22 protein-coding genes and 3 tRNA genes are annotated in these 26,323 nt (G+C 54.0%); 9 read left to right on the forward strand and 16 right to left on the reverse strand.

The window, feature by feature from the left end; translation table 11 throughout:
* Nucleotides 1–557 precede the first annotated feature (557 nt).
* The 7 genes from pcnB to ACCI51_RS00500 all read left to right on the forward strand — a co-directional run bounded on the left by pcnB (nucleotide 558) and on the right by ACCI51_RS00500 (nucleotide 6,721).
* Nucleotides 558–2,012 (forward strand): polynucleotide adenylyltransferase PcnB, encoded by a 1,455-nt coding sequence (gene pcnB / locus ACCI51_RS00470; protein WP_455363768.1) that lies wholly within the window; start codon nucleotides 558–560, stop codon nucleotides 2,010–2,012.
* On the forward strand, nucleotides 2,012–2,494 hold the full coding sequence (gene folK / locus ACCI51_RS00475) for a 2-amino-4-hydroxy-6-hydroxymethyldihydropteridine diphosphokinase (RefSeq protein WP_371842211.1): 483 nt from the start codon (nucleotides 2,012–2,014) through the stop codon (nucleotides 2,492–2,494). Before pcnB ends, folK begins: the two co-directional genes overlap by 1 nt.
* A 108-nt stretch (nucleotides 2,495–2,602) precedes the next feature.
* The gene (locus ACCI51_RS00480; protein WP_371842212.1) at nucleotides 2,603–3,289 is read left to right on the forward strand and encodes a deoxynucleoside kinase; all 687 of its coding nucleotides are present in this window, start codon (nucleotides 2,603–2,605) and stop codon (nucleotides 3,287–3,289) included.
* Between the two features lie 5 nt (nucleotides 3,290–3,294).
* Complete coding sequence (panB, locus tag ACCI51_RS00485; RefSeq protein ID WP_299579235.1) at nucleotides 3,295–4,107, forward strand: 3-methyl-2-oxobutanoate hydroxymethyltransferase; 813 nt, start codon at nucleotides 3,295–3,297, stop codon at nucleotides 4,105–4,107.
* A 91-nt stretch (nucleotides 4,108–4,198) separates the two neighbouring features.
* Complete coding sequence (locus tag ACCI51_RS00490; protein ID WP_371842213.1) at nucleotides 4,199–4,990, forward strand: acyl-CoA thioesterase; 792 nt, start codon at nucleotides 4,199–4,201, stop codon at nucleotides 4,988–4,990.
* Nucleotides 4,991–5,379: 389 nt separating this feature from the next.
* On the forward strand, nucleotides 5,380–6,417 hold the full coding sequence (locus ACCI51_RS00495) for an endonuclease/exonuclease/phosphatase family protein (protein WP_371842214.1): 1,038 nt from the start codon (nucleotides 5,380–5,382) through the stop codon (nucleotides 6,415–6,417).
* Between the two features lie 151 nt (nucleotides 6,418–6,568).
* The gene (locus tag ACCI51_RS00500) at nucleotides 6,569–6,721 is read left to right on the forward strand and encodes a hypothetical protein (protein ID WP_371842215.1); all 153 of its coding nucleotides are present in this window, start codon (nucleotides 6,569–6,571) and stop codon (nucleotides 6,719–6,721) included.
* Between the two features lie 463 nt (nucleotides 6,722–7,184).
* Here ACCI51_RS00500 and ACCI51_RS00505 read toward each other — a convergent pair whose 3' ends face one another.
* The 14 genes from ACCI51_RS00505 to ubiM form a co-directional block, all read right to left on the reverse strand.
* Nucleotides 7,185–8,153: a zinc transporter ZntB gene (locus tag ACCI51_RS00505; protein WP_371842216.1), complete on the reverse strand. Its 969-nt coding sequence runs from the start codon at nucleotides 8,151–8,153 to the stop codon at nucleotides 7,185–7,187.
* Nucleotides 8,154–8,330: 177 nt separating this feature from the next.
* Nucleotides 8,331–8,747 carry a GFA family protein gene (locus ACCI51_RS00510; protein WP_299579251.1) on the reverse strand — a complete coding sequence of 139 codons (417 nt, stop codon included), beginning with the start codon at nucleotides 8,745–8,747 and terminating at the stop codon, nucleotides 8,331–8,333.
* Nucleotides 8,740–9,390: a hypothetical protein gene (locus ACCI51_RS00515; protein ID WP_371842217.1), complete on the reverse strand. Its 651-nt coding sequence runs from the start codon at nucleotides 9,388–9,390 to the stop codon at nucleotides 8,740–8,742. The genes ACCI51_RS00510 and ACCI51_RS00515 overlap by 8 nt, the downstream gene beginning before the upstream one ends.
* Before the next feature lie 143 nt (nucleotides 9,391–9,533).
* Nucleotides 9,534–11,657 carry a polyribonucleotide nucleotidyltransferase gene (gene pnp / locus ACCI51_RS00520; protein WP_299579256.1) on the reverse strand — a complete coding sequence of 708 codons (2,124 nt, stop codon included), beginning with the start codon at nucleotides 11,655–11,657 and terminating at the stop codon, nucleotides 9,534–9,536.
* Nucleotides 11,658–11,920: 263 nt separating this feature from the next.
* Nucleotides 11,921–12,190: a 30S ribosomal protein S15 gene (gene rpsO, locus ACCI51_RS00525; RefSeq protein ID WP_299579259.1), complete on the reverse strand. Its 270-nt coding sequence runs from the start codon at nucleotides 12,188–12,190 to the stop codon at nucleotides 11,921–11,923.
* A gap of 145 nt (nucleotides 12,191–12,335) precedes the next feature.
* Nucleotides 12,336–13,277, reverse strand: coding sequence for a tRNA pseudouridine(55) synthase TruB (truB, locus tag ACCI51_RS00530; RefSeq protein ID WP_299579263.1), 942 nt, complete (start codon nucleotides 13,275–13,277; stop codon nucleotides 12,336–12,338).
* 3 nt (nucleotides 13,278–13,280) lie between these two features.
* Nucleotides 13,281–13,679: a 30S ribosome-binding factor RbfA gene (gene rbfA / locus ACCI51_RS00535; RefSeq protein ID WP_299579266.1), complete on the reverse strand. Its 399-nt coding sequence runs from the start codon at nucleotides 13,677–13,679 to the stop codon at nucleotides 13,281–13,283.
* 88 nt (nucleotides 13,680–13,767) lie between these two features.
* Entirely contained in the window at nucleotides 13,768–16,632 is a 2,865-nt protein-coding gene (infB, locus tag ACCI51_RS00540) for a translation initiation factor IF-2 (protein WP_371842218.1), read from the reverse strand.
* 65 nt (nucleotides 16,633–16,697) lie between these two features.
* Nucleotides 16,698–18,200, reverse strand: a complete 1,503-nt coding sequence (nusA, locus tag ACCI51_RS00545; protein ID WP_299579272.1) for a transcription termination factor NusA — start codon at nucleotides 18,198–18,200, stop codon at nucleotides 16,698–16,700.
* Between the two features lie 42 nt (nucleotides 18,201–18,242).
* On the reverse strand, nucleotides 18,243–18,707 hold the full coding sequence (rimP, locus tag ACCI51_RS00550; RefSeq protein ID WP_299579276.1) for a ribosome maturation factor RimP: 465 nt from the start codon (nucleotides 18,705–18,707) through the stop codon (nucleotides 18,243–18,245).
* Nucleotides 18,708–18,843: 136 nt separating this feature from the next.
* Nucleotides 18,844–18,920: transfer RNA gene (locus ACCI51_RS00555), tRNA-Met, on the reverse strand.
* A 39-nt stretch (nucleotides 18,921–18,959) separates the two neighbouring features.
* Nucleotides 18,960–19,036: transfer RNA gene (locus ACCI51_RS00560), tRNA-Met, on the reverse strand.
* Between the two features lie 39 nt (nucleotides 19,037–19,075).
* A tRNA-Met gene (locus ACCI51_RS00565) sits at nucleotides 19,076–19,152 on the reverse strand.
* 270 nt (nucleotides 19,153–19,422) lie between these two features.
* Nucleotides 19,423–20,589: a 5-demethoxyubiquinol-8 5-hydroxylase UbiM gene (gene ubiM / locus ACCI51_RS00570; protein WP_299579279.1), complete on the reverse strand. Its 1,167-nt coding sequence runs from the start codon at nucleotides 20,587–20,589 to the stop codon at nucleotides 19,423–19,425.
* 172 nt (nucleotides 20,590–20,761) lie between these two features.
* Here ubiM and ACCI51_RS00575 point away from each other — a divergent pair, with 172 nt between their 5' ends.
* Both ACCI51_RS00575 and ACCI51_RS00580 read left to right on the forward strand, forming a co-directional pair.
* On the forward strand, nucleotides 20,762–21,556 hold the full coding sequence (locus ACCI51_RS00575; RefSeq protein ID WP_299579282.1) for a PhzF family phenazine biosynthesis protein: 795 nt from the start codon (nucleotides 20,762–20,764) through the stop codon (nucleotides 21,554–21,556).
* 92 nt (nucleotides 21,557–21,648) lie between these two features.
* Nucleotides 21,649–22,071, forward strand: coding sequence for a GFA family protein (locus tag ACCI51_RS00580; RefSeq protein WP_299579285.1), 423 nt, complete (start codon nucleotides 21,649–21,651; stop codon nucleotides 22,069–22,071).
* A gap of 73 nt (nucleotides 22,072–22,144) precedes the next feature.
* Here ACCI51_RS00580 and ACCI51_RS00585 read toward each other — a convergent pair whose 3' ends face one another.
* Entirely contained in the window at nucleotides 22,145–23,305 is a 1,161-nt protein-coding gene (locus tag ACCI51_RS00585) for an NnrS family protein (protein ID WP_299579288.1), read from the reverse strand.
* Between the two features lie 549 nt (nucleotides 23,306–23,854).
* Entirely contained in the window at nucleotides 23,855–25,243 is a 1,389-nt protein-coding gene (locus tag ACCI51_RS00590) for an MFS transporter (protein WP_299579292.1), read from the reverse strand.
* Between the last annotated feature and the right edge of the window lie 1,080 nt (nucleotides 25,244–26,323).

Raw genomic sequence — 26,323 nt, forward strand, 5'->3', positions numbered from 1 at the left:
AAGATTGTAACTTATTGATTTATAAGTATTTTTAAAAGTTGGCACACTAAGTGCTTTACTCTTAGTACAAAAATTAAAAACGGCCAACAATAAAAATAAATGACCGTTAAAAGCCCTATAACTACTCAAAATAAGTGGGCGAAACATAATAAAAATAATGGTGCGGCCGACAATAAAAGCAAAGAGTGGCCAAAACCGCGAGAACAACAATAAACAATAACAATAAATTCGAAAGAAGAATAAAAATAACAACAAGCGCGTTGCAAACTGACTGATTTGTACCTGGGAGAGGGTGTTTGCTTGATAGCAAATTGAGAGCGCAAGGAAGCCGCTGCCTTCATACTGGTAATAATAATTCCAAAATTTTCCCCAAACCCCTCGGCACCCGCAGATTGCGGGCGCATTCCTTTGCCTGTGTTAGAATCGCGCCAGCGAGTCCTACTCACTGACAGCAGATGCCATTGCCGCCCCCTGTTATGGACTTCGCCCCTGGGCCCGCCCAGGTTCAGAGGCCCCAGTAGTGCAAAGACAATCCCCCGATTCAAAGGGATGGAAAAGTGCAGGAATGGAACCTGCCGCCACCAGAGACGTGGCCTCAGCACCACCAGGGTATTTTCGGTCACCAACGAATGGCAGCAGTCAAGACAGACAGCCGTATGCTCAATAATTTGATTAGTAGTATCAAGCGCTGGCGCAAGCCGGCCAAGAAAGGCCTCAGGGTTATTGCCCGCAACGACCATAACATCTCCCGCCGAGATATCAGCCGCGCGGCCCTGACAGTCATGAAGCGCCTACAGGACGCCGGCTATCAAGCGTACATTGTTGGTGGCGGTGTGCGCGACCTGATGCTGGGCAGACACCCCAAAGATTTCGATGTGGCCACCGATGCCACCCCAGAGCAGGCCAAAACCCTGTTCCGCGGGGCGCGTATCGTCGGTCGACGCTTTCGTATTCTGCACGCGCGTATCGGCCGCGAAGTGATCGAAGTCACCACATTCCGCGGCCACCACAGCGATGGCGAGGAACACGAAGCCAGGCAGTCCGAGCACGGTATGCTGCTGCGCGACAATGTCTACGGCGACCTGGAAACGGATGCCATTCGACGGGACTTCACGGTCAATGCCCTTTACTACACCACCGATGGCTTCGCCGTTCACGACTACACCGGTGGCGTAGAAGACATCGAGAATCGTCTCATCCGTATGATCGGGGTGCCGGCGACCCGCTATAAAGAAGACCCCGTGCGCATGCTGCGCGCTGTGCGCTTTGCCGCCAAACTGGATTTTGCCATTGAAGCGGGAACCGAGGCCCCATTGCAGGAGCTTTCCCCCCTTTTGCGCAATATCGCCCCCGCAAGGCTGTTTGACGAGATTCTCAAACTGCTGATGGGCGGCCACGGCGAGCGCACCTTTGAGTTGCTGCACCGCTATCATCTGTGGCAGCACCTGTTCCCGGACAATGCCGCGCAGATAGAGAAAAACCCCGCCGCGCTGGAGTTATCTCAGCGCGCATTGCGCAATACCGACCAGCGCATCCAGGCGGATATGCGTGTCACCCCCGCCTTCCTGTATGCGGCTCTGTTGTGGCCGGCGGTGGACGAAGAGCAGAAGAAACTGGTGGACAAAGGGGTACCGCCCGCACCGGCATTGGCCCAGGCAGCCCAAAAAATCACCAGCAATCAACTGGCCCATACCGCTATCCCAAAGCGCTTTTCCATCCCCATGCGCGAGATCTGGGACCTGCAACACCGCCTGCCCCAGCGCGGCGGCAGTCGCGCCCAGCGCCAGATGGAGCACCCACGATTCCGTGCCGCTTACGATTTTCTTCTGCTGCGCGAAGAGTGTGGCGAGATCGAAGCCGGCCTGGGCAAATGGTGGACCGACTTCCAACAGGCCGACGAGGAGCAACGTCAGCAAATGGTGGGCAAACTGCAGCGTAGCGGGGGCGGTGCAAACCGCCGCGGCCGCAATTCCCGAGGCGGGCGTCGGCGCAAGCCCAAGGCCGCCGAATAATGGAGAGTATTTTTATCGGGCTCGGCAGCAACCTGGCCGATCCGCAAAAGCAACTGCGCAGCGCCTTGGCGGCGATGGAGGAAATCCCCAATAGCCGCCTGTTGCGCTGCTCCAGCTTTTACCTCAGCGCCCCCATAGGTCCGGGGGACCAACCAGACTATGTCAATGCCGTAGCGGAGTTGGAGTTAGAGAGCGAGCTACCTCCGCTGGAGTTACTCGACCGACTGCAGACCATAGAGCTGGCCCACGGGCGTGAGCGCTCGGTGCGCTGGGGAGCGCGCACCTTAGACTTGGACATACTGTTGTTCGGTGGGCGGCAAATAGACGAAATACGTCTTCAGGTGCCGCACCCACGTATGGCCGAACGCAACTTTGTCCTGTTACCGCTGGCCGAACTAGAGCCACAACTGATACTGCCCGCGGGGGGGTCACTGCAGCACCTACTGCAAAACTGCCCGCAAAATCCCTTGCAGAAAATCTAAACAGCTCCCGCTACAACGCTAAAAGTACTCGACTGGCCGCCCCGCTTGATAGTATTTTTGCGCCTGTAGCCCATCAGGGAAGACGCCCCAACAAGAGGAGTCGAACACGTGGTTATCGATAACAGCGAAACCAATTCGTGTGAATTCGGCCAGCCGGACAGCGCGCCCCCCAAATTTATTGCCGTTGAAGGCAATATCGGCGTGGGGAAAACCACACTGGCCAAAAAGCTCGCCACCACCTTTAATTACGACACTCTGCTGGAGTTGCCAGAGGAGAACCCCTTTCTCGAGCGCTTCTACCGCGACCCCAAAAATGCCGCACTGCCAACCCAGCTACATTTTTTGCTGCAGCGCTCCCAGCAAATCCAGGCTCTGCGCCAGGACCATCTGTTCGAACCGGTGCGGGTGGCGGACTTCCTCATCGAGAAAGACCACCTGTTCGCCCAGGTTACCCTGGACGCGGACGAGCTCGCACTCTACCAACAGGTTTTCCAGCATCTCACCCTGGAAGCCCCCAGGCCAGATCTGGTGATCTACCTGCAGGCGCCTCTGGAAGTTCTGCAGGCCCGCATCCGCAATCGCGGCATTCCCGCAGAGCGCGCTATCAGCACCGAGTACCTGACCACGCTGAATGACGCCTACACCCAGTTTTTTCACTTCTATGACAGCTCGCCGTTACTGATTGTGAACAGCGAGGAAATCGATATTGTCGATCGCCCAGAGGACTACCACCAGCTGGTGGAGTACATGCTCACAGTCACCAAGGGCCGACACTACTACAACCCAGGAAGTTAACCGCTATGTACGCACCCTCAGAATTAGAGAAACTCGTTACCGTGCAAACCCTGCGCAAAATGAAGGCGAGCGGGGAAAAGTTTATTACCGTCGCCCTCTACGACGCACCCATGGCGGCCATGGCGCAGAAGACCGGCGTGGAAACCCTGCTGGTCGGCGACTCCCTGGGAATGACTGTTCTGGGCTACGACAGCACAGTACCGGTCACCATGGAGCAGATGATCTACCACGTGGAGGCGGTGGCTCGCGGCAACAAAAAGTCCCTGATCATGGGGGACATGCCTTTTATGACCTATGCCACTCCCGAGCAGGCACTCACCAACGCCACCCGTATCATGCAGGCTGGCGCCCATATGGTGAAGATTGAGGGCGGCGCCTGGCTCGCTGAAACAATCAAGATGCTTACCGACCGGGGTATCCCAGTTTGCGGTCACCTGGGGCTCACCCCACAATCCGTACACAAACTTGGCGGTTATCGGGTGCAGGGTCGCGATGAAGAGCACGCCGAACAAATGCTGCGAGACGCCTCGGTGCTGGACCAGGCCGGCGTCGATCTACTGGTCCTCGAATGTATTCCCAGCACTCTGGCCAAGCGCATCACGGAAGCGGTCTCTATGCCGACGATTGGCATCGGCGCCGGGCGCGATACCGACGCCCAGGTCCTAGTGATTAACGATATTCTAGGCCTCACCGAGCAGCCGCCAAAATTCTCCAAGAACTTCCTGGTGGAAGCCGAGGATATTCCCGGTGCACTGCGCAAATATGCAGAAGACGTCAAACTCGGCGTATTCCCTGAGGACGCCCACACTTTCAATTAATCTTTTTGTTAGGGCTTGTTAACTCTCACTTCATGGCCCCGACACTCTACTCGGCGAACGCTTAAGCGTTCGCCCTCCCAGCGGTAACACTATGACCTTTGACCAACTTCTCCTTGAATGGCAGACCGACCGAGGTGCCACAACTGTGCCCTCGGGCTGGAGCCAGGGGCGCGCCACTTTTGGCGGCCTGATTGCGGCAATGCTGTATGAAAAGATGGCAGCCCAAGTCGTCGGGGAAAGCAGTCTGCGCTCACTCACCCTCTCCTTTGTCAGCCCGGTAGGCGCCAGCGCAGTACAACTCGATGCACAAGTTCTGCGCGCTGGACGCTCGGTGACACAGGCACAGGGCCATTTACTCCAAGAGGGCGCCGTTATGCTGGCGGGGCTCGCCAGCTTTGGCTGCGGCAGAGAGTCTTCCGTGAAGGTCGATACTCCAGCCGCACCCGAATTTGCCGCACCAGAGCAATGCTTGGCCCTACCCTATATCGAGGGTGTTGTACCGGAGTTCACACAGAAGTATGACTACCGTATTGCCCGCGGGCAGCTGCCCTTTAGCGGTACCGAGGAACGGCATCTGGGCGGCTGGGTTCGCTTTAACGATGGTAGCGACGGGACTGTGGGTATCAGCCACTTACTCGCCCTGATAGACGCCTGGCCACCGGCCACCCTGGCGATGCTAAAAGCGCCGGCACCGGCCAGTTCTCTAACCTGGACGGTGGAACTGATGGAACCCCTGCCTCAGCGCCGTGCATCCGACTGGTGGCAATACTTAGCGGAAGTGGAGCAGGCGGAGGATGGTTACGCTGTGATCCAGGCACGCCTATGGGATCGTCATGGCAAGCTCGCCGCCCTATCCCGACAGATGGTCACAATCTTCGGCTGATCAAAATAATTGCGAACCTCCCCCAGGTCAGCCATCTCGGTAAGTAACAAAATTCATCGATTCCGCAAGGGCAGCGTCAAAATGAAATTAACCTCACTGAAACGAGATAGACCTGCATCGGTTTCAGTGAGGGTTAATCACAATTCCCAGAAATATCGTGTCGACCTCGAATATATATATTTATTCTTTCACATAATTCCTTCATTTCTGTCAAAAATCTGACCTCTGAATCCCTCAAAAAAGAAAATAAAATAAAAAAAATCTTTCTTACTCCAATTTGTAACCTACGCTATCCATCATCCCCGTCTTCGAAACACAAAGGCCAAACCATAAAATGCCTGGCATTTCGAATTCCGTGCCCACCAGCGATAATTACTATGGAGAAAAAAATGATAAAAAAAATATGCCTTTCCCTCACCCTGCTGATCAGCTACCCCGCCAGCGCTGCGGATTTTGAAGATGTATGGGATGCGATTACTTCGTGCAATTGGTTCGAATTTATTGGCGATGTGGATGACACCGGGTCAAAAGATCTGGATGGTTATGAATACGGGGATACCCACTTCGAGGATGCCAGTTCTGGCAGTTTTGATATGCTGGTGTACAACATGGATGGTTTTTTGCCATGTATCGGCGGTAACAGTAAGTCAGATTTCAAACAAATTATCCGTACATTCAATGAAAACCCCACAGACCTCTGGCTTATGCAGGAAGTGTGGAATAAAACCAAAGCTAACTACCTTGATGATGATGACAAACTCAGCAATGACACGGTGCCTTATCGCTCCAAGCACTGGAAAGGTAGCGGTACTTCTTTTGGCAATGGCTTATTGACCTTTTCAAAATTTCCCTTTGACCGTGACAACCGCGATGATAATGATTACTCCTTTGCTACTTATGAGGAGGAAACTTTCAACAAATGCTCAGGCACTGATTGCGATACCGAGAAAGGCTTCAGCGTGGCCAAGGTCGAGGTGACTGAAAATTATCACGTTCATATTTATAACACTCATATGGATGCTGGCCATCAGGAGGCCGATCTGGTCGCCAAAGCGAAGCAGCTAGACCAGATCGCCAACATGATTATTACCCACTCAAACAATGCCGCTGTTATTTTAGCGGGTGACTTTAATATGGCATTTGATGAAAATGATGACGACTGGCGCGGCATCAATTATCAGAACTGGAAAGCGTTCTTTGAAAAAACCGGTGGCAAACACGCCTGTCAATACATGCTTACTGGCAGTGATACCAGTTTGGAAGCCTGCGCCGATACGCTGCAAAATGATACAGATCACGTGGTGGTCATTAACAATAATCCCGACTACACATTAGAGGTCACCAATTATTTTATCGGCTCACCCGCATATACCGGGTTAAGCGATCACGACCCGGTCTTTGTGGATTTCTCCTGGGTTAAGCACTAACCCCCGTAGAGGCTTCTCCCAGCGATGTCCGGAAGAAGCCTCCCCCCCTACTGCATCTAAAATTCAACATCTAGTAGAGCGTAGAGAATGACAAAATAAAGGGGGAGTCGCTTACCTATCCCGTATAAGTGATCCATGCGGAAGCATCCACATGGTTATGAGATTCAATTATTCCCTGGACTACATACTTGCCATCAATATCGATTACATCTGTTTTATCATCGATGTATTTTCTATTTCCCGCATCATCCCCAACAAAAATCATTTTGTCACTCCGGTTGCTACTGAAGATACAGTGGACTGATCCTGATTCATTGTTTCTACAGCCACTCCGCCTAACACATGATCAGTTTTTCGATCGCGCCAACCAAAGAAACCACTAACAAGAAAAAAAGCGCTAGAATAAGCAACAAACCCGCCTTCACAGTCATTATTTATTTGTTCTAAAAAAAGAGGCTATCAACGACAGCTTTGCCTCTAGATTACCAATTTGCAGCAACCTTACAACAGAATAAAAATATCTCTCGGCCTGTTTAGATACACTTAAAAAGCAATAAGTCCGGCGTATGAAATAGTATTATGAACACCGGGAATCAAAGGAGGCCACAAAAATATACTCACGGCAATAATGCCAATTACCCGAAGAAGGGGCATTTATAAGGCTGTAAACCTATCTGGACCATGTGGCCATGACTACGGTTTGTAGTTTTTCTGGGTGCAACCACTAACCTCGAAAAAGGCGTACTCAACAGTGCGCGAGGAAAGCCTTACAACCACTTTTTCCAATAAAAAAGGGCAATTTGTAGCCCAAGTGCAGCCCCCAAAAGAACGCAGAAAATAAGAAAACCCTCCTGGGCTTGCGCCCAGGGCATTCCACCGACATTGATTCCAAACAATCCGGTCAAAAAACTCAAAGGCAGAAAGACTGCCGCCACGATCGACAACATATACATGCGGCTGTTCAACTGCTCAGAGTTGTAACTCAACAGTTCTTCCTGAGTGACGGAAGCCCGCTCCCGCACCACATCAATATCTTCGATATGCCGCTGCAAACGATCACTCACTTCACGCAGGTGCAACAGGTTACTCTCGTGAAACCAGGGCATTTCCGCTGCCATAATGCCCGAGAGTGCCTCCCTTTGTGGGGAGAGGTAGCGCCGCAGGGTAATGGCCTGCTTGCGTAGATAGGCAAGCTCGGAGCGCAGTTCACCGCCAGGAGCATCCAGGGCGAGACTCTCTAGCTCATCAATTTTTTCCTCGAGCTGGTCCACGATATCCCCCATACGCCGCACCAGTAAATCCACCAGGGAAACGATAAAGCTTGAAGGCCCGCTGGGTCCGCGACCGATACGCAGTCGTCCGAGCAAATCCTCCACCGATAGCAGGCGTCGTTTGCGGGTGCTGATAATTCGGTTTTCCTCGACCCACAGGCGAATTGAGACCATATCTTCAGGCTGAGAAGCCGGATCTAAATTCACGCCGCGCAATGCGATTAATAAATTGTCCTCAAGCGGGGTGGCGCGGGGGCGTGTTTCCTCGGACAGCAAGGCCTCCACCACCAATCGATCCAAGCCACTCTCAGTACGCAACCACTGGGCTGCGCCATCATCGGTGTAGTCCAGATGTAACCACAATACCCCCTGTGTGGGCTGCCAGCTTGCCACTTCAGCCCAGGGTAGCTCCTTACCACCACCACTGTGATCGAGTAGATAGGCGTGAATCAATCCGGGTTGCATTATTACCTCTCCCCTCGCCGACAAGTAATCAATACTTGAAAGCGCAAACGATTATTATTTTGACGATAAAAGGCTGGTTTCAAAACACCCCTCGGCTGGATCCTTACGGAGTTACAATAGCCTTTGCTCCGCGGCAGCAGAGTTCCAAACCTTGTTAACTGCTTTAGCAGTGCCGGTTTAATGGTTTTTCACTTCACTCAGGTGCGCCAGTTCGGCGGCATTCTGCTCCCAATTTTGTCCATCGAAAGGCTCTATGTTTAGATCTTGCGGCACACTGTCGAAGCAGCGCGCATTGAGGCTGTAGCCATCGGGGTTGGATCGCGGAATATAAAAGGGTTTTACTCCACAGTGGCGACAAAAATAGTGTTTTGCCACTCCGCTATTAAAGGTGTAACAGCTGAGAGCCTCCTCACCCTGCTCCAGATGAAAATTTGCCGCCGGTACGATGAGGTGCAGATAGCCAACCTTTTCACAGATAGAGCAATTACAGGCGTGCGCCACTAGCGCCTCTGAACTTTTACGCCGGTGAGTCGCGTGAAAGCGCACAGCACCGCAATGACAACCACCGTGCAGGTTTATGTTTATTTCATTCACGAATGGATAGCTCCAGATCAAATAGTGGGCGCGCCCACAGCAAGGTAAACACTGAGAGCGCGAGAAGGAGGTGGAACCAATTGGTGCGGGCCAAGCCCAAAAGACGCGAGGCACCGGTGCCAATCAAAAGCCCATTGAGCAGTATCAACAGAGCACCAGCGGCAAGTATCAGGGCTTGGCCCCGCTTAAGTCGCACCGGAGCTAACAGCTCCAACATTCCCACCAGCAACCAAAGCGCCAGTCCTACAGCGGAATAGAGATCGACGACCCCCAACGGTGACAGCCACCTACTCTGCGCTAGACCAATAGCGCTTGCCAACACCAGTACCACCACCGCGTAGGCCGGCGCACGATTATCAGTGCCCCAAGACACCCCCAGGCGCGCCCAGGTAAGACCAATGCCAATCAAAAGAAGCGAGGCAAAGCCGGAAATACGCGCAAACGCCCGGTGCAATTCTGTCACTGAGGGGTCTATGCCATAGCGGTAAGCCCCCACCAGTGCCGCCAGTGCCATACACAGTAGGGCCGCGACAATAATCAGCGCCGCCGATTGATAGCGCGAGCGGGTGAGACACCAATACTGGTTGGCGACCAACAGACAGGCGAGCCCGAGGAGCGTGTCGAGAAGCCAGAAGTTGTGCAAGATTTTCCCTCTTTTTCGGCAAATTCTAACCGAAAAATCGCCGGCGGAAACACCTTTGTCAACGGCATAACAGCAATAAGAGAGCATAAAAAAACCCGGCACTTGGCCGGGTTTTTTCAAGCTTTGCCAGCTCCGGAGGAGGCTCAGGCCTCTTCGGAGCCCTGCTTCGCCTCTTCGGCAGCGGCCTGCTCAGCCTTCACTTCCTTGATGGACAGCTTGATGCGTCCACGCTGATCGACGTCGAGCACCTTCACTTTGACTTTCTCACCTTCGCTCAGGTAATCGGTCACCGCGTTCACACGTTCCTCGGCGATCTGGGAAATATGTACCAGACCGTCTTTACCCGGCAGGAAGTTGACGAAAGCGCCAAAGTCCACGATGCGCACTACGGTGCCCTCGTAGATGGTGCCAATTTCAGCTTCTGCGGTAATTTCCTCAATGCGGGTAACCGCGGCTTCGAGGCTCTCACCATCTTCACCAAAGACCTTGATGCTGCCGTCATCTTCAATATCGATGGAAGCGCCGGTCTCTTCGGTGATGGAACGGATAGTTGCACCGCCCTTGCCGATCACATCGCGGATCTTATCCGGGTGGATCTTCAGGGTTGCGAAGCGGGGCGCATTCTCGTTCACGCTGGAACGGGACTCGCCGATCAACTTGTTCATTTCCACGAGGATATGCAAACGCGCTTGCAGGGCCTGCTCCAGCGCCGTTTCCATGATCTCTTCGGTAATACCTTCGATCTTGATATCCATCTGCAGGGCAGTCACACCGGAAGCAGTGCCGGCAACCTTAAAGTCCATATCGCCCAGGTGATCCTCATCACCGAGGATATCGGTCAGGACTGCATAGCCTTCGTCTTCCTTCACCAGGCCCATAGCGATACCGGCAACCGGCGCCTTCAGTGGTACACCCGCGTCCATCAACGCCAGGCTGGAGCCACACACGGAAGCCATGGAGCTGGAACCGTTGGATTCGGTGATTTCAGAAACTACACGCAGTGTGTAAGGGAAGCTCTCCGGGTCCGGCAGTACCGCTGCTATACCGCGACGTGCCAGTCGGCCGTGGCCGATTTCACGGCGACCGGTAGCGCCCACACGACCCGCTTCACCTACAGAATAAGGAGGGAAGTTGTAGTGCAGCATAAAGTAGTCTTTACGCTCGCCTTCCAGCGCATCGATAATCTGCGCATCGCGGGTAGCACCGAGAGTAGCAACAACCAATGCCTGGGTTTCACCGCGGGTGAACAGTGCAGAACCATGGCCTTTCGGCAGCACGCCAACTTCTACATTGATTGGGCGTACAGTCTTGGTATCGCGACCGTCGATACGCGGCTCGCCACGCACTACTGCGCCACGCACAGTTTTCTTTTCCAGCTTGCCGAAGTAGCTCTTTACATCGCCGGCATCGACTTCCTCAGATGCCAGGGCCTCGGCCGCTTCATTGCGCAGCTCGTTCAAGCGAGCGGTGCGCTGCTGCTTGTCGGTGATGCGATACGCTTCAACAACCTTGCCGCCAAACTGGCTTTCCAGGGCGGCTTTCAGCTCGGTGTTTTCCGCTTCTGGCTGCCAGTCCCACTGGGGCTTGCCAGCTTCCGCTTTCAGCTCTTCACAAACTTTTACAACGGCCTGCAATTCCTGGTGCGCATACAGTACGGCGCCCAGCATGATATCTTCCGGCAGCTCTTTCGCTTCGGATTCAACCATCAGTACAGCGTCTTTCGTGCCCGCAACCACCATGTCCAGCTCGGAAGTGCCCAGCGCTTGGTAACCCGGGTTCAGCAGGTAGCCATCTTTCTGGGTATAGCCAACACGTGCAGCGCCAATTGGGCCAGCGAAGGGGATACCAGAAACGGACAGCGCCGCGGAGGTTCCGATCATACCGGCGATATCCGGGTCCACGTCCTTCTCTGCAGACAGGACAGTGATCATCACCTGCACTTCATTCATAAAGCCCTTGGGGAACAGCGGGCGGATCGGGCGATCGATCAGGCGAGAAGTCAGGGTTTCTTTTTCAGACGGACGGCCTTCACGCTTGAAGAAGCCACCGGGAATCTTGCCAGCCGCGTAGGCTTTTTCCTGGTAGTGCACAGACAGCGGGAAGAAGCCCTGATCAGGTTTCGCTTCTTTGGCACCGACAACGGTACACAGAACAACAGTTTCACCCATGGTAACCAGGGCAGCACCGGTAGCCTGGCGCGCAATGCGGCCAGTTTCGATGGTGACCTGGGATTGTCCGTACTGGAAGGTTTTGCTTACTGGATTCACTAGTTTTTTTCCTATTTCCTTACGGTTACTGGCCCATTCCAGTAACCCCAACAATGGTTGCCCGGACGAGAAATCCAAACGCCTCACCCGGAGCGACACGGGGATGTGCCGCCACCGACCAGGGGTGGCCGGTGCAGACACTGCACTTCCAGTTCGGCTCTTGCCGGTGGCTTGTGCAGTGCAACTTCCGAAAAATGACAGCAGCGCCACTTTTCCGCAAGTATTAAAGAAGAATGCCCGCCAGAGGCGGGCATTCCAGGGTCTTAGCGACGCAGGCCGAGCTTGGCGATCAGCTGTGCGTAGCGGCTCAGATCCTTGCGCTTGAGGTAGTCCAGCAGCTTACGGCGCTGGTTTACCATGCGGATCAGGCCACGACGGGAGTGGTGATCCTGCTTGTGCGAGGAGAAGTGACCCTGCAGTTTGTTGATGTTAGCGGTGAGCAGAGCTACCTGGACTTCCGGAGAACCGGTATCGCCTTCGGATTGGCCGTGCTCTTTCAGGATGGCTGCTTTTTCAACTGCAGTCAGTGCCATAACGAATTACCTCGTCGTAATATGCTTTAAATGATTCGGCTGGCCCGTGCATATTTACAGACCAGCTAATCGTGATTGCGGCGGTGCCGCGTGAACACCTTCACTTCCACCTTATAGAGGTTCTCACCAATATAGCGGTTTCCACTCAAGTGCCACTTACCAGACGTCGCGGTGCCACGCACCCCTCGTCGGTAATTTCTCCAACCCCCAGAAAATCACCATTTTCCAGGAAGAGGCGCACCATATCACCTTCCGCACCGATACGGTAGACCTGCAAATCCATTACCGATTGGCCCTGGCGCACGTAGTAACCCGAGTCATCCGGCAGGACGAGTTTGGGCAATGCGGAGGCTGGCGAATCCATCGGCAACAAGTGGTGATCCAGCTCTTCTGCCCTGCCCTCGCCGCGCTCATCGGTAAGCTCGTCCAGGGTCACTGCATCGGCCTCATCGAAAGGACCGGCGGCACTGCGATGCAGCACTTCCACATAACCGCCTACGCCCAGAGCCTGGCCCAGGTCCTCGGCGATACTGCGGATATAAGTCCCCTTGGAGCAGTGCACTTTCACTTCGGCGCGGGGCTGGGTTCCAGGGATAAAGCGCAGCAGTTCGAACTCAAAAATCTCGACTTCGCGCGCCTCGCGCTCCACTTCAAGCCCCTGCCGCGCCAGCTTATACAGCGGCTGGCCCTTGTGCTTGAGCGCGGAGTACATAGAGGGGACCTGCTTGATACGACCGCGAAATGCCTCCATGGCTTGGAGCACATTCTGCTCGGTCAGGCTGGAAGCATCTTTGGTTTCCAGCACATCGCCATCGGCGTCGCCACTGGCAGTGGTCATGCCAAAAACGAAGGTGCTGCGATAGCGCTTGTCGGCATCGAGTAGATACTGGGAAAACTTGGTCGCCTCACCGAAGCAGATCGGCAGTACACCGGTCGCCAGCGGGTCCAGTGCGCCAGTATGGCCAGCGCGATTGGCAAAAAAGAGTCGTTTGGCTTTTTGTAGGGCGTCGTTGGCGGTAATCCCGGCGGGCTTGTTCAATAACAGCACGCCGTGAACCGGCCGACCCCATTTTGGTCTGCGGCCCATGGATTAATCTTCCTTGGAGTCGCTGTCGTCGTCTTGGTGTTGGCGATCTTCATTAACCGCCTTGTCGATCAGTGCGGAAAGCGCCTGACCACGCACCGAAGTCTCGTCGTAGCGGAAGTGCAGACGCGGAATACTGCGCATCTGAATAAGACGTGCAAGTTGGCTGCGCAGGAAACCTGCGGCCTTGTTCAACACTTCCATGGAGATGTCGATCTTGCTGCGGTCGTCCTCACCCACAAAGGTAACAAACACTTTGGCGGTGGCTAGGTCACGGCTGACTTCAACGTCGTTGATGTTGACCATGCCCAGACGTGGATCGCGTACTTCCTGTTGGATCAGCTGGGCCAGTTCGCGGCGCATGGCATCGGCGACGCGATCGGCGCGGTGGAATTCTCTTGCCATTGTTTACCTACTGAGAATGGCGGTTTAAAGACAGGAAAACCCGCACGGCCAAGCCGCGCGGGTTTTCCTTCACCCGGTCCGGAACTCTTTACAGTTCGCGGGCAACCTTGACGATATCGAAAACTTCGATCTGATCGCCAGGCTTAACATCGTTGTAGTCCTTCACCCCGATACCGCATTCCATGCCGTTGCGCACGTCCTGCACATCGTCTTTGAAGCGGCGCAGGGATTCCAGTTCGCCCTGGTAGATTACAACGTTGTCGCGCAGTACGCGGATCGGCTTGTTGCGGTGTACGGTACCCTCGGTAACCATACAGCCAGCAATGGCGCCAAACTTCGGAGAACGGAACACATCGCGCACTTGGGCAATGCCGACGATCTCTTCGCGAACTTCCGGATCGAGCATGCCGGACAGGGCCTGCTTCACTTCGTCGAGCAGGTTGTAGATCACGCTGTAGTAGCGCACCTCAACCCCTTCGATTTCGGCAGTTTTACGTGCGGCAGTGTCGGCACGGGTGTTGAAGCCCAGTACGATAGCGCCGGAAGTCAGGGCCAGGTTGATATCGTTTTCGGCGATACCACCCACGCCACTGGAAACCACATTGACGGACACTTCTTCGTTGCCGATATCCGCCAGCGCACCCAGGATAGCTTCCAGGGAGCCGCGCACGTCGGCCTTGATGACAACCGGCAGCACTTTGCGCTCACCCGCTTCCATATCCGCAAACATATTTTCCAGTTTGGCGGCCTGCTGACGCTGCATGCGCTCGCGGCGCTCACTGTCAGCGCGCTGCTCAGCCACTTCCCGGGCCTTGCGCTCATCGGCAACTACCATGAACTCATCACCGGCATTCGGCGTCGAATCCAGACCCAACAGCTCCACCGGGGTAGACGGACCAGCGTCTTTAACCTGTTTGCCATGTTCGTTGGTCATGGCGCGTACACGGCCGTAGCTCTGGCCGGCCAAAATAATGTCGCCGCGCTTCAGTTCGCCGTTTTGTACCAGCAGAGTTGCAACCACACCGCGGCCTTTTTCCAGGCGGGATTCGATGACAACACCAGTAGCCGGTACATTGACCTTGGCCTTCAACTCCAGCATTTCTGCTTGCAGGGAAATTGCCTCGAGGAGGTCATCAATACCCTCACCCGTGTGCGCAGATACATTGATGAACTGAGTATCGCCACCCCAATCTTCCGGGATCACATCTTTCGCGGCCAGCTCATTTTTCACGCGATCGGGATCGGCAGCTTCTTTGTCACACTTGTTCACCGCAACAACCAGCGGTACACCGGCGGCGCGAGCGTGATTTACCGCTTCTTCCGTCTGCGGCATAACACCGTCATCGCCGGCAACCACAAGAATAACTACGTCGGTGGCCTGAGCGCCACGGGCGCGCATGGCAGTAAAAGCGGCGTGCCCAGGAGTATCCAGGAAAGCGATCTCGCCCTGGCTGGTTTGCACGCGGTAGGCACCGATATGCTGGGTAATACCGCCCGCTTCGCCAGAGGCTACTTTCGCTTTGCGAATGTAATCCAGCAGAGAGGTCTTACCGTGGTCTACGTGACCCATTACGGTAACCACCGGAGCGCGGGAAACTTCAGTACCTTCTTTGGCCTGGGTTTCCGCCACCAGGCTGTCTTCCAGCTCGGTCTCGGAGCGCAGTACGACCTTGTGGCCCATCTCCTCAACGATCAACTGGGCGTTTTCACGGTCCAGGCTCTGGTTGATGGTGACCATCTCGCCCATTTTCATCAGGCGCTTAATCAGTTCACCACCCTTCACATTCATCTGCCTGGCCAGATCGGCGACGGTGATGGTCTCGCCCAACTGGACTTCGTACACCTGCCTCTCTGTAGGACGCTTAAAGGTGTGCGTGGGTTTTACCTTCACATTTGGACGGGACAGGGAGCGCGTGCTGCGCTTGCTGGCTTCATCCTCTTCAAAGACTTCCAGAGCCTGCTCGTACAAAGCGGTTTTGCTGGACTTCTTCGGGCCGGACTTGGAGCGGCGACCACGACGCTTGCGTGGCTCGTCCTCGGTGCGAGCAGCTTCTGTCGGCGCGGCCTCCAGTTTGCGGCGCAGGGAGGGTTTGACCTCTTCTGTTTTCTCCGCTTTCTCTGCCGGTTTGGCGGGCTTCGCCTTGGCAGCCTGAGCGGCCTGGACAGCTTTCTCTTTCTTCTCCTGGGCGGCGCGTCGGTCGGCTTCTACTTTGGCCTTCTTCTCTTCGAGCTCGCGCTTCTCTTGCTCTGCCTGCTGCTTGCGACGTTCCATCGCGGCGATACGCATCGCCTCAATATCGTCTACATACGTTGAGCGGATGGGTGCGGCGGATTCCGCCTTTTTCGCTACTTTTTCTACGGGTTTACCCTCTGCCTTTTTATCGGCTTTCTGTGCTTCTTTATCGGCTTCTGCTGCGGCGGCTTCCGCGCGAGCCTTGGCTTCGGCTTCCGCGGCGGCTATAGCCTCCGCTTCAGCTTTCAAACGCGCTTCCTCTTCTTCAGCGGCGCGGCGGGCAGCCTCTGCTTCAGCCAGGGCCATCGCCTCAGCTGCCGCTTTGGCTTCAGCTTCTGCGGCTGCATCCGTTTCTGCACCCAGGCGCACGTCTTCTACGTCGACAACGTTTTCACTGTCCGCGCCCGCTTCAAGCTCAGCCTGTGGACGCTTCACATAAGTGCGCTTCTTGCGTACTTCCACGTTTACAGTTTTACGGCCGGTGCCAGAGCCGGTTTTCAGCGTGGTTGTGGTCTTGCGTTTCAAGGTGATCTTGCGCGGACTCGCGCCCTGCTCCCCGTGACTGCTTTTCAGGAAACTGAGCAGGACCTGCTTTTCCTCGTCTGACACCACTGCGTCCGCAGAGGTGTGAGGCAAACCCGCTTCTTTCATCTGCTTGAGCAGACGGTCTTCGGTGGCACCAACCGATTTGGCGAGTTCGCTAACTGTTACTTCGGCCATTCTCTCTCCTAAAAGTCACTTGGTCGGAGGGGGGTTATTTATACGTATATCTTGTTGCTGAGTAATTAAGCCTGTTCGCCGTTGTCATCGGCAAACCAGGGCTCACGCGCCTTCATAATCAGCGCAGCAGCTTGCTCTTGATCGAGACCATCGATATCGAGCAAATCATCCACCGCCTGTTCCGCCAGGTCCTCCATGGTGGCAATGCCGCGGCTGGCCAGCTGGAAGGCCAACTGGCGCTCCATGCCATCCATGGTGAGCAGGTCTTCCTGGGGCTCACAGGCATCCAGTTTCTCTTCAGAAGCCAGCGCCTGAGTGAGCAGGGAGTCCTTGGCGCGAGCGCGCAACTCCTCAGCGATATCCTCGTCGAAACCCTCGATCCCGAGCATTTCTTCGATGGGGACGTAAGCCACTTCCTCCAGAGAGGTAAAGCCTTCGTCCACCAGTATGCCGGCCACGTCCTCGTCAATATCCAGGCGATCAATAAATACCTGCATAATGGAGCTGGACTCAGCCTCCTGTTTGTTCTGCCACTCGTCGGAGCTCATGACATTGATCTGCCACTGAGTCAGCTCTGAAGCGAGGCGAACATTCTGGCCACTGCGGCCAATGGCCATAGCGAGGTTTTCCTCGGCTACCGCCACATCCATGGAACCGGTATCTTCATCCACAACAATGGATTCTATTTCCGCCGGAGCCATAGCGTTAATCACAAACTGGGCCGGGTTGTCATCCCAAAGCACGATATCTACGCGCTCGCCAGACAGTTCGTTAGAGACAGCCTGTACACGTGCACCGCGCATGCCCACACAGGCACCCACCGGGTCGATACGACCATCGTTGGTATTGACAGCGATCTTGGCGCGCAGACCTGGATCGCGCGCAGCACCCTTAATTTCGATGACCTGCTCGGAAATTTCCGGGACTTCAATGCGAAACAACTCAATGATCATCTCGGGGCAGGAGCGGCTCAGCATCAGCTGCGGGCCGCGGGCTTCCGGCTGAATTTCCAGCAGGATGGCGCGCACACGGTCGCCGAGACGGAAAATCTCACGGCCAACCAGTTGATCGCGGGGCAAACGCGCTTCGGCATTGTTGCCCAGGTCTACAGCGATGAAGTCGCGGGTCACCTTTTTAACCGTGCCACTCACCATTTCGCCAACGCGATCGCGGTACTCATCCACAACTTTAGCGCGCTCGGCTTCGCGTACCTTTTGCACGATCACTTGCTTGGCAGTCTGAGCAGCGATACGGCCGAACTCTACATTTTCCACCTGCTCGCGGTAAACATCGCCGGCTTGCAACTCAGGATCTTTCTCGTGGGCCTCTTCCAGAGTGAACTGGGTGCCCAACTCCGCCAGAGTATCATCATCGACCACTTCCCAACTGCGGAAAGTCTCGTAATCGCCACTGCGGCGATCGATGATAACCTCGACGTTTGAATCTTCGTCGTAGCGTTTCTTCGTGGCCGTTGCCAATGCCGCTTCGATGGCCTGGAAAATAATCTCCTGGTCAACGCCCTTCTCGTTGGATACCGCCTCGGCTACCAGCAAGATCTCTTTGTTCATGCAACTGTGCCTCAAAATCGCCTGAGTTCAGGCTCCTACAGGTTACTTGGTAAATTGGGGAATAATATTTGCTTTTTCGATACTGTCGATCGGCAATAGGTATTCGTTTTCGCTGTCTACGCGCAAAACGATTTCATCCCCTTCCACACCGGCCAGTAAGCCGCGCCACTTGCGCTGACCGTCGAGCGGCATACGCAGGCGCACCTCAATCTGGGCGCCAATAAAACGCGTGTAATGATCCAGCTTATACAGAGGGCGATCGAGCCCTGGTGAGGAGACCTCGAGGGTATATTTACCGCTGATGGGGTCTTCCACATCCAATACAGCACTGGACTGACGGCTGACTTTTTCACAGTCATCCACGCCTATGCCGTTTTCAGAGTCGATATAGATGCGCAGCAGCGCGTTGCGGCCATGGGTTTGGTAGTCGATACCCCACAGCTCACACCCCAGCGATGCCACCACCGGCGCCAGAAGCTCTTCCAGCAGTTCGCGTTTGCTCGCCATTTACGTCACCACATACAAAAAATGGGCCTACGGCCCACTTCGAAAAATACCTGCAACTTTTCTTGCAGATACGAAAAAGCCCCTGACGGGGCTTTGACCGCACATTCATGCAGCCAGTATGCATGAATGCAAAATTTGGTAGCGGGGGCAGGATTTGAACCTACGACCTTCGGGTTATGAGCCCGACGAGCTACCAGGCTGCTCCACCCCGCAACAAAGAAAGCGCATCAAAGTTTTGCACAAAAGCAAAATTGGTAGCGGGGGCAGGATTTGAACCTACGACCTTCGGGTTATGAGCCCGACGAGCTACCAGGCTGCTCCACCCCGCAACAAAGAAAGCGCATCAAAGTTTTGCACAAAAGCAAAATTGGTAGCGGGGGCAGGATTTGAACCTACGACCTTCGGGTTATGAGCCCGACGAGCTACCAGGCTGCTCCACCCCGCAACAACTCTAAGAAACAAAGCCTGGTTGATCTTTGTTTCCCTGCGGTGGGACTTACCCAACCACTCAAGAGGCTGCGCATTCTATGGTTAGCATCCCGGTGAGTCAAGCCACAATTGGCATTTGTTTTCACTTCAGGCGGAAAGCGACTCTAAATGTGCCACGCTGATCAGTATAGAAAAGGAAGAAAATCCCGCAACTATGACCAGTGGCGCGCACTCGTTTTTACTTTTACACCCGCTCATTACAACCCACTCTCGCTATCCCGCGCACTCAACGAGTGAGCTGGTGCACAATGGCGCGCCGCACCGGCGGGAAGTGTTCGCTGATACGCAACACCGCCTTGCGCAGCAACTTCGCCGGCAGGCGATCATCGGTAAAAAGATCCACCACCCGGTTAGTCCCTACATACATGGGGTGTGACTCAAGACGATGCAGCGCCTGGTAGCGCGACAGCGCTCGTGAAAGTCCGGCCGCTTGGTACAATCGCGTGACGTTATGCAGCTGACGAGCCAGGGTCTCCGCACCGGCCAAGCCCAGATTAAATCCATGGGCAGTGACCGGGTGCATACCCACGGCCGCATCCCCCACCAGGGCGAAACGTTCAGCATAAAAGCGATGCGCATAGACCGCGACCAAAGGATACCGGTGGCGCCTGCCGCAAGCCTCGACCACCCCCAGCGTCGAAGCGCTCTCCCGCTGTACATGAGCCGCGAATGCCTCATCGCTGTATTGCATAATCTCATCGGCGGAACTGGCGCATACCGTTACCACCGCCGAGGAGCAGTGGCCGTCCGCGGTAGGTAGCAATGCCAGGGTGGAACCGTAGCGAAAGCACTCGCGCGCAATACCACCATGCGCCCGTTCGGTGCGTACCGGCCCCAATACCGCGACCCGACCAAAGTCGCGCATGTCCACACCGATCCCTGCCATACGACGCACTTCAGAGAAACGACTGTCGGCCGCCACCACAAGAACCGCTGCGAGGCTCTGTCCATCCTCCAACTGCACTAAGCGCCGATTCCCACCGCACTGGGTACCGGTAACCGTACGGCGAGCCTGCAGCTGGATATTGCCATTTTCACGTATTGCCTCGTAGAGCACGCGCCGAATCGCGGCATTGGGTACAATAAAACCTAAGGGCCCCCGCCCCCGGGTATCAAAATCCAAACGAGAGGGAGCGCTCCCATCCACTACCTGCGCAGAATGCAGAAGACCCACCTCATCGGGTTTGAGCCGCTGCCAGGCACCTAGAGATTCCATGAACCGCACAGACTGATGAGTGAGCGCGATTTCGCGACCATCGTCGGGCGGGCTCGCTAGTATTTCTTCGCTCTGACGCTCTAACAAAGTCACCCGGCAATCCCGCCGGGCCAACATTAATGCCAGCGCCAAACCGGCGGGGCCGGCCCCCACAATCGCAACATCTGTGTGCAGCATCCCAATCCCCCTAAATCCACACCACTGTACTGGCAGCGAGCGACAGATAAATCGCTAACTTTCATCACTTGCCGGGCACTGTAAGATGAAGCAGCGCTTGCGCAACTGATACAGATCAGGAAACTGCAGACCAGAAATTAAGAAGAGAAAAAACATACGCAAAGGATCATATATGCAGCTCGAAATGGATATCGTCGACGCCTTTACCGACTCCCAATTTGGCGGCAACTCCGCAGCGGTAATCATTACCGGAGAGTGGCTCAGTGAGCCTTTGATGCAATCCATCGCCGCGCAAAATAATCTCTCGGAAACCGCATTTTTGCGCGAACGCAGCGATAGCGAATACGAGATTCGCTGGTTTTCCCCATTAACGGAGATCGATTTTTGTGGCCACGCCACTCTGGCCTCCGCTTTTGTAGTGTTTCGCAAGCACCCACACTTAAAAGGACTGGATCTTTTCGCCGAGGCCGTTGGTGATATGCACATCAGTCGAAACGGGGACGGCCTGATCGCCATGGACTTCCCCTCTCGCGCCCCACAGCCACTAACCAGCCTTCCCAGCGACCTACTCGAAGGGCTGTCCATCACACCCACAGAGGTTCTGCGCAATAATCAAGCCTACTTTGCTATTTACACCGCAGAAGAAGACATTCTGCAGTTGCAGCAAAATGCTACCAAGCTGGCCAGGCTCGCACCCTTTGATGTAGTGGTTACCGCGCAATCAAAGAAATACGATTTTATTTCCAGATATTTCTGGCCAGCCAATGGTGGCGCCGAGGACCCTGTGACCGGATCTATTCACACCGGGCTGGCGCCCTACTGGGGGGATAAATTGGGCAAGTCCGATCTGGTTGCCTACCAAGCCTCCAAGCGCGGCGGCCTGCTACACTGCCAGCTCAAGGAGGAGCGAGTCATTATTTCCGGCAGCGCCGTGCAATACCTAAGCGGTGTAATTGAAGTCTCCTGAGGCAAGAGCCCGCTTTACAGCGCTCTATGTAAATAAAACCATCCCGCACAACCTTCCCCAGCGAAGGACGCCCAAAAATAAAAGGATCAATCATGAATCACAAGGGATCATGCCTGTGCAGCGAAGTACATTTTGAAGCGGAGGGAGATTTTGATAGCTTCTTCTTATGTCATTGCAACCACTGCCGCAAAGATACCGGTTCCGCCCATGCCGCCAGCTTGTTTTCCACTACCGCCAAGCTGCACTGGCTTCGCGGGGAGCAGCACATTAAAGTCTTTAAACTTCCAGGGACCCGGCACGTGAAAAGTTTCTGCGCCCAATGCGGTTCCGCCCTACCTTACAAAGACCGAGAGGGTGGCTTTCTCGCGGTTCCCGCCGGCAGCCTCAACAGCCCGATTACCATCAAACCCAACGCACATATCTTTATGGCCAGTAAGGCGGATTGGGACCAAGACCTGGAGAACACACCGAAGCTCGACCGCTTTCCCCAAACCGATAACGCCGACACTCCCTAGCTGGGCAGTGCGGCTTGAGCGTTCAACAAAGCCACAATGAACGCTCAAGCGCCCTCACTAATCCGGCAGTAACTTAACCGGGGTGCCCATCTACCCTGGGCTGAAACAACACTGGGGTGTAGTAGATCAGAAACAGCGAGTAGCCTACCACCCAGGCAATAATCGCAGCGAGAAAGCCGCTCGGGGCCGGCGCCCAAAACACACGAGCCAGGGCAGACAGCGCCAGTGCGGCAAACGCCAACGGCATCAGACGCGGCGCCTGTAGAATACGACCGGTGTGGCCCAAACTCACGCGACTGGTCATTGCCAATATCAAACCGCCGATGCCACCAACAGCAAAAGCGTGCAACGCGGGGCTCTGCCAGGCGGGCGCTATACCACTCCAGGCCAGTGCGGCGAGAAAGCAGCCCAAGATCACCAGCCAATAACTCAGGTGCAGGGACCAAACCATGGGTTCCGCCCAAATTTTGCTGGGGTGCCAGCGCAACACACGGACCAACTGTAAAACCCCCAGGGTAAAAGCCAACACCGCCCAAAACATTTTGGGTAAGTCCAGAGCCACACTGAACAGCAGTAATACCACCGCAATATGGGTGCCCCACTCGATCATGGGCAATTTATCCCGCGGACTCAGATGAAAACGCCGCGCGGTAAAAAACGGAATAACCCTACCGCCGATTACCAAAATAATTGAAGTCACCAGCAACAGCGCCATCAGTGCCACCCGGCTCTGCACTTCCGGCAGCAACCAGTGACAGGCCGCCAGCCCGGCAAACGCCAGCATGGCTGGCAGTACAAACAGGTTGCGCCACTGTTTCGTGCGCAGTACCCGCGCACCCAGCAAGAACGCAGCCAGCAGAAAGAAAGCCACCTCGGCCACCACTGGCATCCACAGGGGCACCGCTGCAACGAGATACCCCACACGAGCCAGAAGCCACAGTCCCACTAGGCTCATTAACTGCACCCCCTTGGGTGATGGAATGCCGGTCCAGGTTTGCATCGCGGTACCCAGAAAACCAACGACTACCGCCGCGGCAAAGCCAAATAGCATTTCATGGGAGTGCCAGGCGATTCCAACCCTCAGCGTGGGTAACGGCCAACCGGACAAAGATGCCTGCCAGATCAGCAGTGCGATCATGCTCCATAGAGCGCCCCCCCAAAAGAAAGGCCGAAAAGGCATACGCCAGAAAGGGGCAATGGATTCCGCGCGTGCGCGGTCGACAATAGGTATCACAATCTGTTCTCCTTACACAAAGGGAGGTTATTTCTCCCGGAACGACTACCCGACCTAACCTGGCCAAGCGCCTGCCCTGCTACCTGGCTCCGAAGGGATTTCCGCACCAAGAGGGTCTTATCCACGCGCCACACCGCGAAGCCACCGCCTCGATCACAGACGGCTTCACAAGAGAGCAACCAGCGAAAAGTCCGCACCAGAAATCCCACTTACGCTCAATGCCCAGCGAAAGCCGGCCCGGTGTTTCATCACAATGCGAGGTTGCGCCTGAGATTCCATTCCAAGGATTGAGTGAGCCGCTTATTCTCACTCAATCAATACAATTAGTTAATAGGCGAATGCCATAGTTTTTTAATTTTATAACCCTATTTAAAAACCGGATATATTTATTCCCTAGAAAATAAAATAGCGATTGACAAACCCCTGCCAACACCAAATAGAGACACTAAACTTAAAGCTGGACTTTAAGTTAAAATTTAAATCAAACCTTAAGTTAAACTTGAAGTTTATCTAATATGAAAAACCAACAATGGATCTCGATGAATGCAATTAAGAAGGCGTGCCTGGGGTGGATTGACCACGCACAAATAAAATACATACAAGCAGAGCCGCGAGTGCCAAGCAGGCATTGACAACAAAAGCCCGGTCGATCCCCACAGTCAAACTTGGGGCCAGGGCCACAATGGTGGTATTCATTGCAAGCCCAATTGCCCCACCGATAATCTGAAACATAAAAATCAGGGCCGCCGCCAAACTGGCTCTACTCGGCCCAACCGCAGTAACCGCAGCAGTAGTGATTGTGGGAAAAAAAAAGCCCAGGCCAACGCCCAAGAAAATCAAGCCGGGCACTAAATGGATATAGCGTGTATGCTCCACTAGGCTCGAGAGCAGGAACATTCCGCCACCTAAAAAAATGGCCGCTGCCGATAAAATGACTTTAGCCCCAAGCATTGTGTAAAGGCGACCTGCTACATAAGAAACGACACCGTAAGTTACCATAACTGGAAGCAAACCCGCGCCAGACCAAACTGCGGAAAATTTCAATTCTTTTATCAAAAACTGGGGTACATACAACAACATCGAAACAAAAGTAACAGAGAGCAACAAAGTGGTAATACCCACCGTCAGGAAACGCCAGTTAGTCGCCACATCTGCAGGGATTAAAGGATTATTTTCGGTATGCGCCTCGACCCAGGCAAAGATAAAAAAACAAAAGGCGGAGACTATTAACAACCCAACAATTATTGCACTGCCCAGCCCCACATCCACCACAAGATCTAAAGCCAGCAAGAGGGTCAGCAAACAAATAGAAAGAGACACAATGCCACCGTAGTCTACTCGCTCACCAGCGCTCTCGGGACTATCATCATCAATGACCCACCAACTAATCAACATGGCAACAAGTGCTATAGGGGAGTTGATAAAAAATATCCAGCGCCAACTGAGAAACTCGGTAAAAAAGCCACCCAGTAGTGGCCCCACCGAATTAGCAAAGCCGCATACGGTCATGATCAGCCCACCAGCCTGCCCCGCTCGATTCTCGGGCATAATCTGGTAGGTCATCCCCAAAATGGCGGGCCACATCAGTGCACCGCCGACCCCCATCAATGCGCGACTTCCCAATAACATCCAAGTATTTACCGCGAAACCACCCAACAGGGAAAACAGGATAAAAATACTCGTACCAATAAAAAAAAGCCGGCGCCGCCCAAACATATCCGCCAGGCGCCCCCCAGTTACAATCAATACGCCAAACACCAAGGCATAGCCGTTGATTACCCACTGCACCGTAGAGATATCCGCATAAAACTGCTGCTCCATAGCGGGTATAGCCACTGAAAATGCGGTAAAATCATTAGCGATTAAAAATATGGCGAAAGTCAATGCTGCTAAGGCAATCACCTTTTTTGGGGAAAGGGCCTCTTTTGCCTCTACCATAGATACTCCCGCCGACCGACACCCATCGGCACCAGTACTATTTATCCACAAGTCTAGGTGTAAAAGCCCAGTGCATGACGATTATAAAATAATGCACAGTGGCTTTGGATCACCCGGAAAACCATTAGCAGCCTAGTGCCGCACAGGGGAACATGGGCTTTCCGCTTTTATGTTGTGCCTGTTCTGTATACAACCGGTATGCACTATATGTAGTATTTTTTACCTACTCGACTAAGAAGAAACTCCCCAGCTATAGAAATCTAAAATTCAGTCAAATAAAAGAGAACTTACTCCTATAATTTCCGAACTTCCTTCCCATACCGCCCCTATTAATTTTCATCAACACTTACTCAGGCAACTCAAGAGGAACCCAACAGTCACCCTAGAGAGAAGGAGAGAGAACAACAACCCAATCTATCTGCGCCAATACCTTTTAGTGCTACCGCCCTTAAATACGGAACATAGGTAAGATTGGCGTGTAGAGGGAGCAAAAAATCTTTAAATGGCCTTTTAGTTTGGCCATCCACTACCGACGGACCAGAAAGTTAATCACTAGACGCAGATACAGATACACGGGGTTTTAAAGTTATAAACAGCACACTAAGAAATCGCTATTTTTAGAGGACTCAGCAAAGAATTCCGCCAAAGACTGGTTCTAAGGCAGAGATAAGCAGTAATACCGATAGCAATGGCCTGTGAGATTTTCTTATCAGCAGTTCTGAAACTTCTCCCGCCATTCAGAGCCACTCCATCGCAGTAGCCCCGACTTCAGCACCTGGCAGAGGCGGAAGATAGTCGCCGGTGTTTTGAGGTCGGGCTTTTCGTTATTTCACACTTTTTATGGATAGAGGTTCACTGCAGAGGAGGATAAAAACAGAGGCACGGTTCTGATGATAAGATCAAGAAGATGCACTGAAAAAAAATCTAATAGCCAGGCTAACCTTTTAGATTTTTTGGTTATACATACCGCTAAGCCTTTAACTCTTATATATCTTTAACCAAACCGATAATTGCAAACCCCATTACCAACAATCTGATTCTATAACCCCAGGATGAGATCGCATCCCGCAAACAGGGAAT

Source organism: Microbulbifer echini (genome assembly GCF_041447225.1).
GTDB lineage: Bacteria > Pseudomonadota > Gammaproteobacteria > Pseudomonadales > Cellvibrionaceae > Microbulbifer > Microbulbifer echini.

What these genes read in the sequence shown, in the direction of transcription:
- truB (WP_299579263.1), bottom strand. Translation starts at nt 13,277, where the DNA reads ATGGGCCGCAGACCAAAATGGGGTCGGCCGGTTCACGGCGTGCTGTTA.
- rimP (WP_299579276.1), bottom strand. Translation starts at nt 18,707, where the DNA reads ATGGCGAGCAAACGCGAACTGCTGGAAGAGCTTCTGGCGCCGGTGGTG.
- ACCI51_RS00495 (WP_371842214.1), top strand. Translation starts at nt 5,380, where the DNA reads ATGATAAAAAAAATATGCCTTTCCCTCACCCTGCTGATCAGCTACCCC.
- ACCI51_RS00500 (WP_371842215.1), top strand. Translation starts at nt 6,569, where the DNA reads ATGGTTATGAGATTCAATTATTCCCTGGACTACATACTTGCCATCAAT.
- ACCI51_RS00580 (WP_299579285.1), top strand. Translation starts at nt 21,649, where the DNA reads ATGAATCACAAGGGATCATGCCTGTGCAGCGAAGTACATTTTGAAGCG.
- panB (WP_299579235.1), top strand. Translation starts at nt 3,295, where the DNA reads ATGTACGCACCCTCAGAATTAGAGAAACTCGTTACCGTGCAAACCCTG.
- rbfA (WP_299579266.1), bottom strand. Translation starts at nt 13,679, where the DNA reads ATGGCAAGAGAATTCCACCGCGCCGATCGCGTCGCCGATGCCATGCGC.
- folK (WP_371842211.1), top strand. Translation starts at nt 2,012, where the DNA reads ATGGAGAGTATTTTTATCGGGCTCGGCAGCAACCTGGCCGATCCGCAA.
- ACCI51_RS00490 (WP_371842213.1), top strand. Translation starts at nt 4,199, where the DNA reads ATGACCTTTGACCAACTTCTCCTTGAATGGCAGACCGACCGAGGTGCC.
- ACCI51_RS00590 (WP_299579292.1), bottom strand. Translation starts at nt 25,243, where the DNA reads ATGGTAGAGGCAAAAGAGGCCCTTTCCCCAAAAAAGGTGATTGCCTTA.
- rpsO (WP_299579259.1), bottom strand. Translation starts at nt 12,190, where the DNA reads ATGGCACTGACTGCAGTTGAAAAAGCAGCCATCCTGAAAGAGCACGGC.
- ACCI51_RS00575 (WP_299579282.1), top strand. Translation starts at nt 20,762, where the DNA reads ATGCAGCTCGAAATGGATATCGTCGACGCCTTTACCGACTCCCAATTT.
- infB (WP_371842218.1), bottom strand. Translation starts at nt 16,632, where the DNA reads ATGGCCGAAGTAACAGTTAGCGAACTCGCCAAATCGGTTGGTGCCACC.
- ACCI51_RS00505 (WP_371842216.1), bottom strand. Translation starts at nt 8,153, where the DNA reads ATGCAACCCGGATTGATTCACGCCTATCTACTCGATCACAGTGGTGGT.
- nusA (WP_299579272.1), bottom strand. Translation starts at nt 18,200, where the DNA reads ATGAACAAAGAGATCTTGCTGGTAGCCGAGGCGGTATCCAACGAGAAG.
- ubiM (WP_299579279.1), bottom strand. Translation starts at nt 20,589, where the DNA reads ATGCTGCACACAGATGTTGCGATTGTGGGGGCCGGCCCCGCCGGTTTG.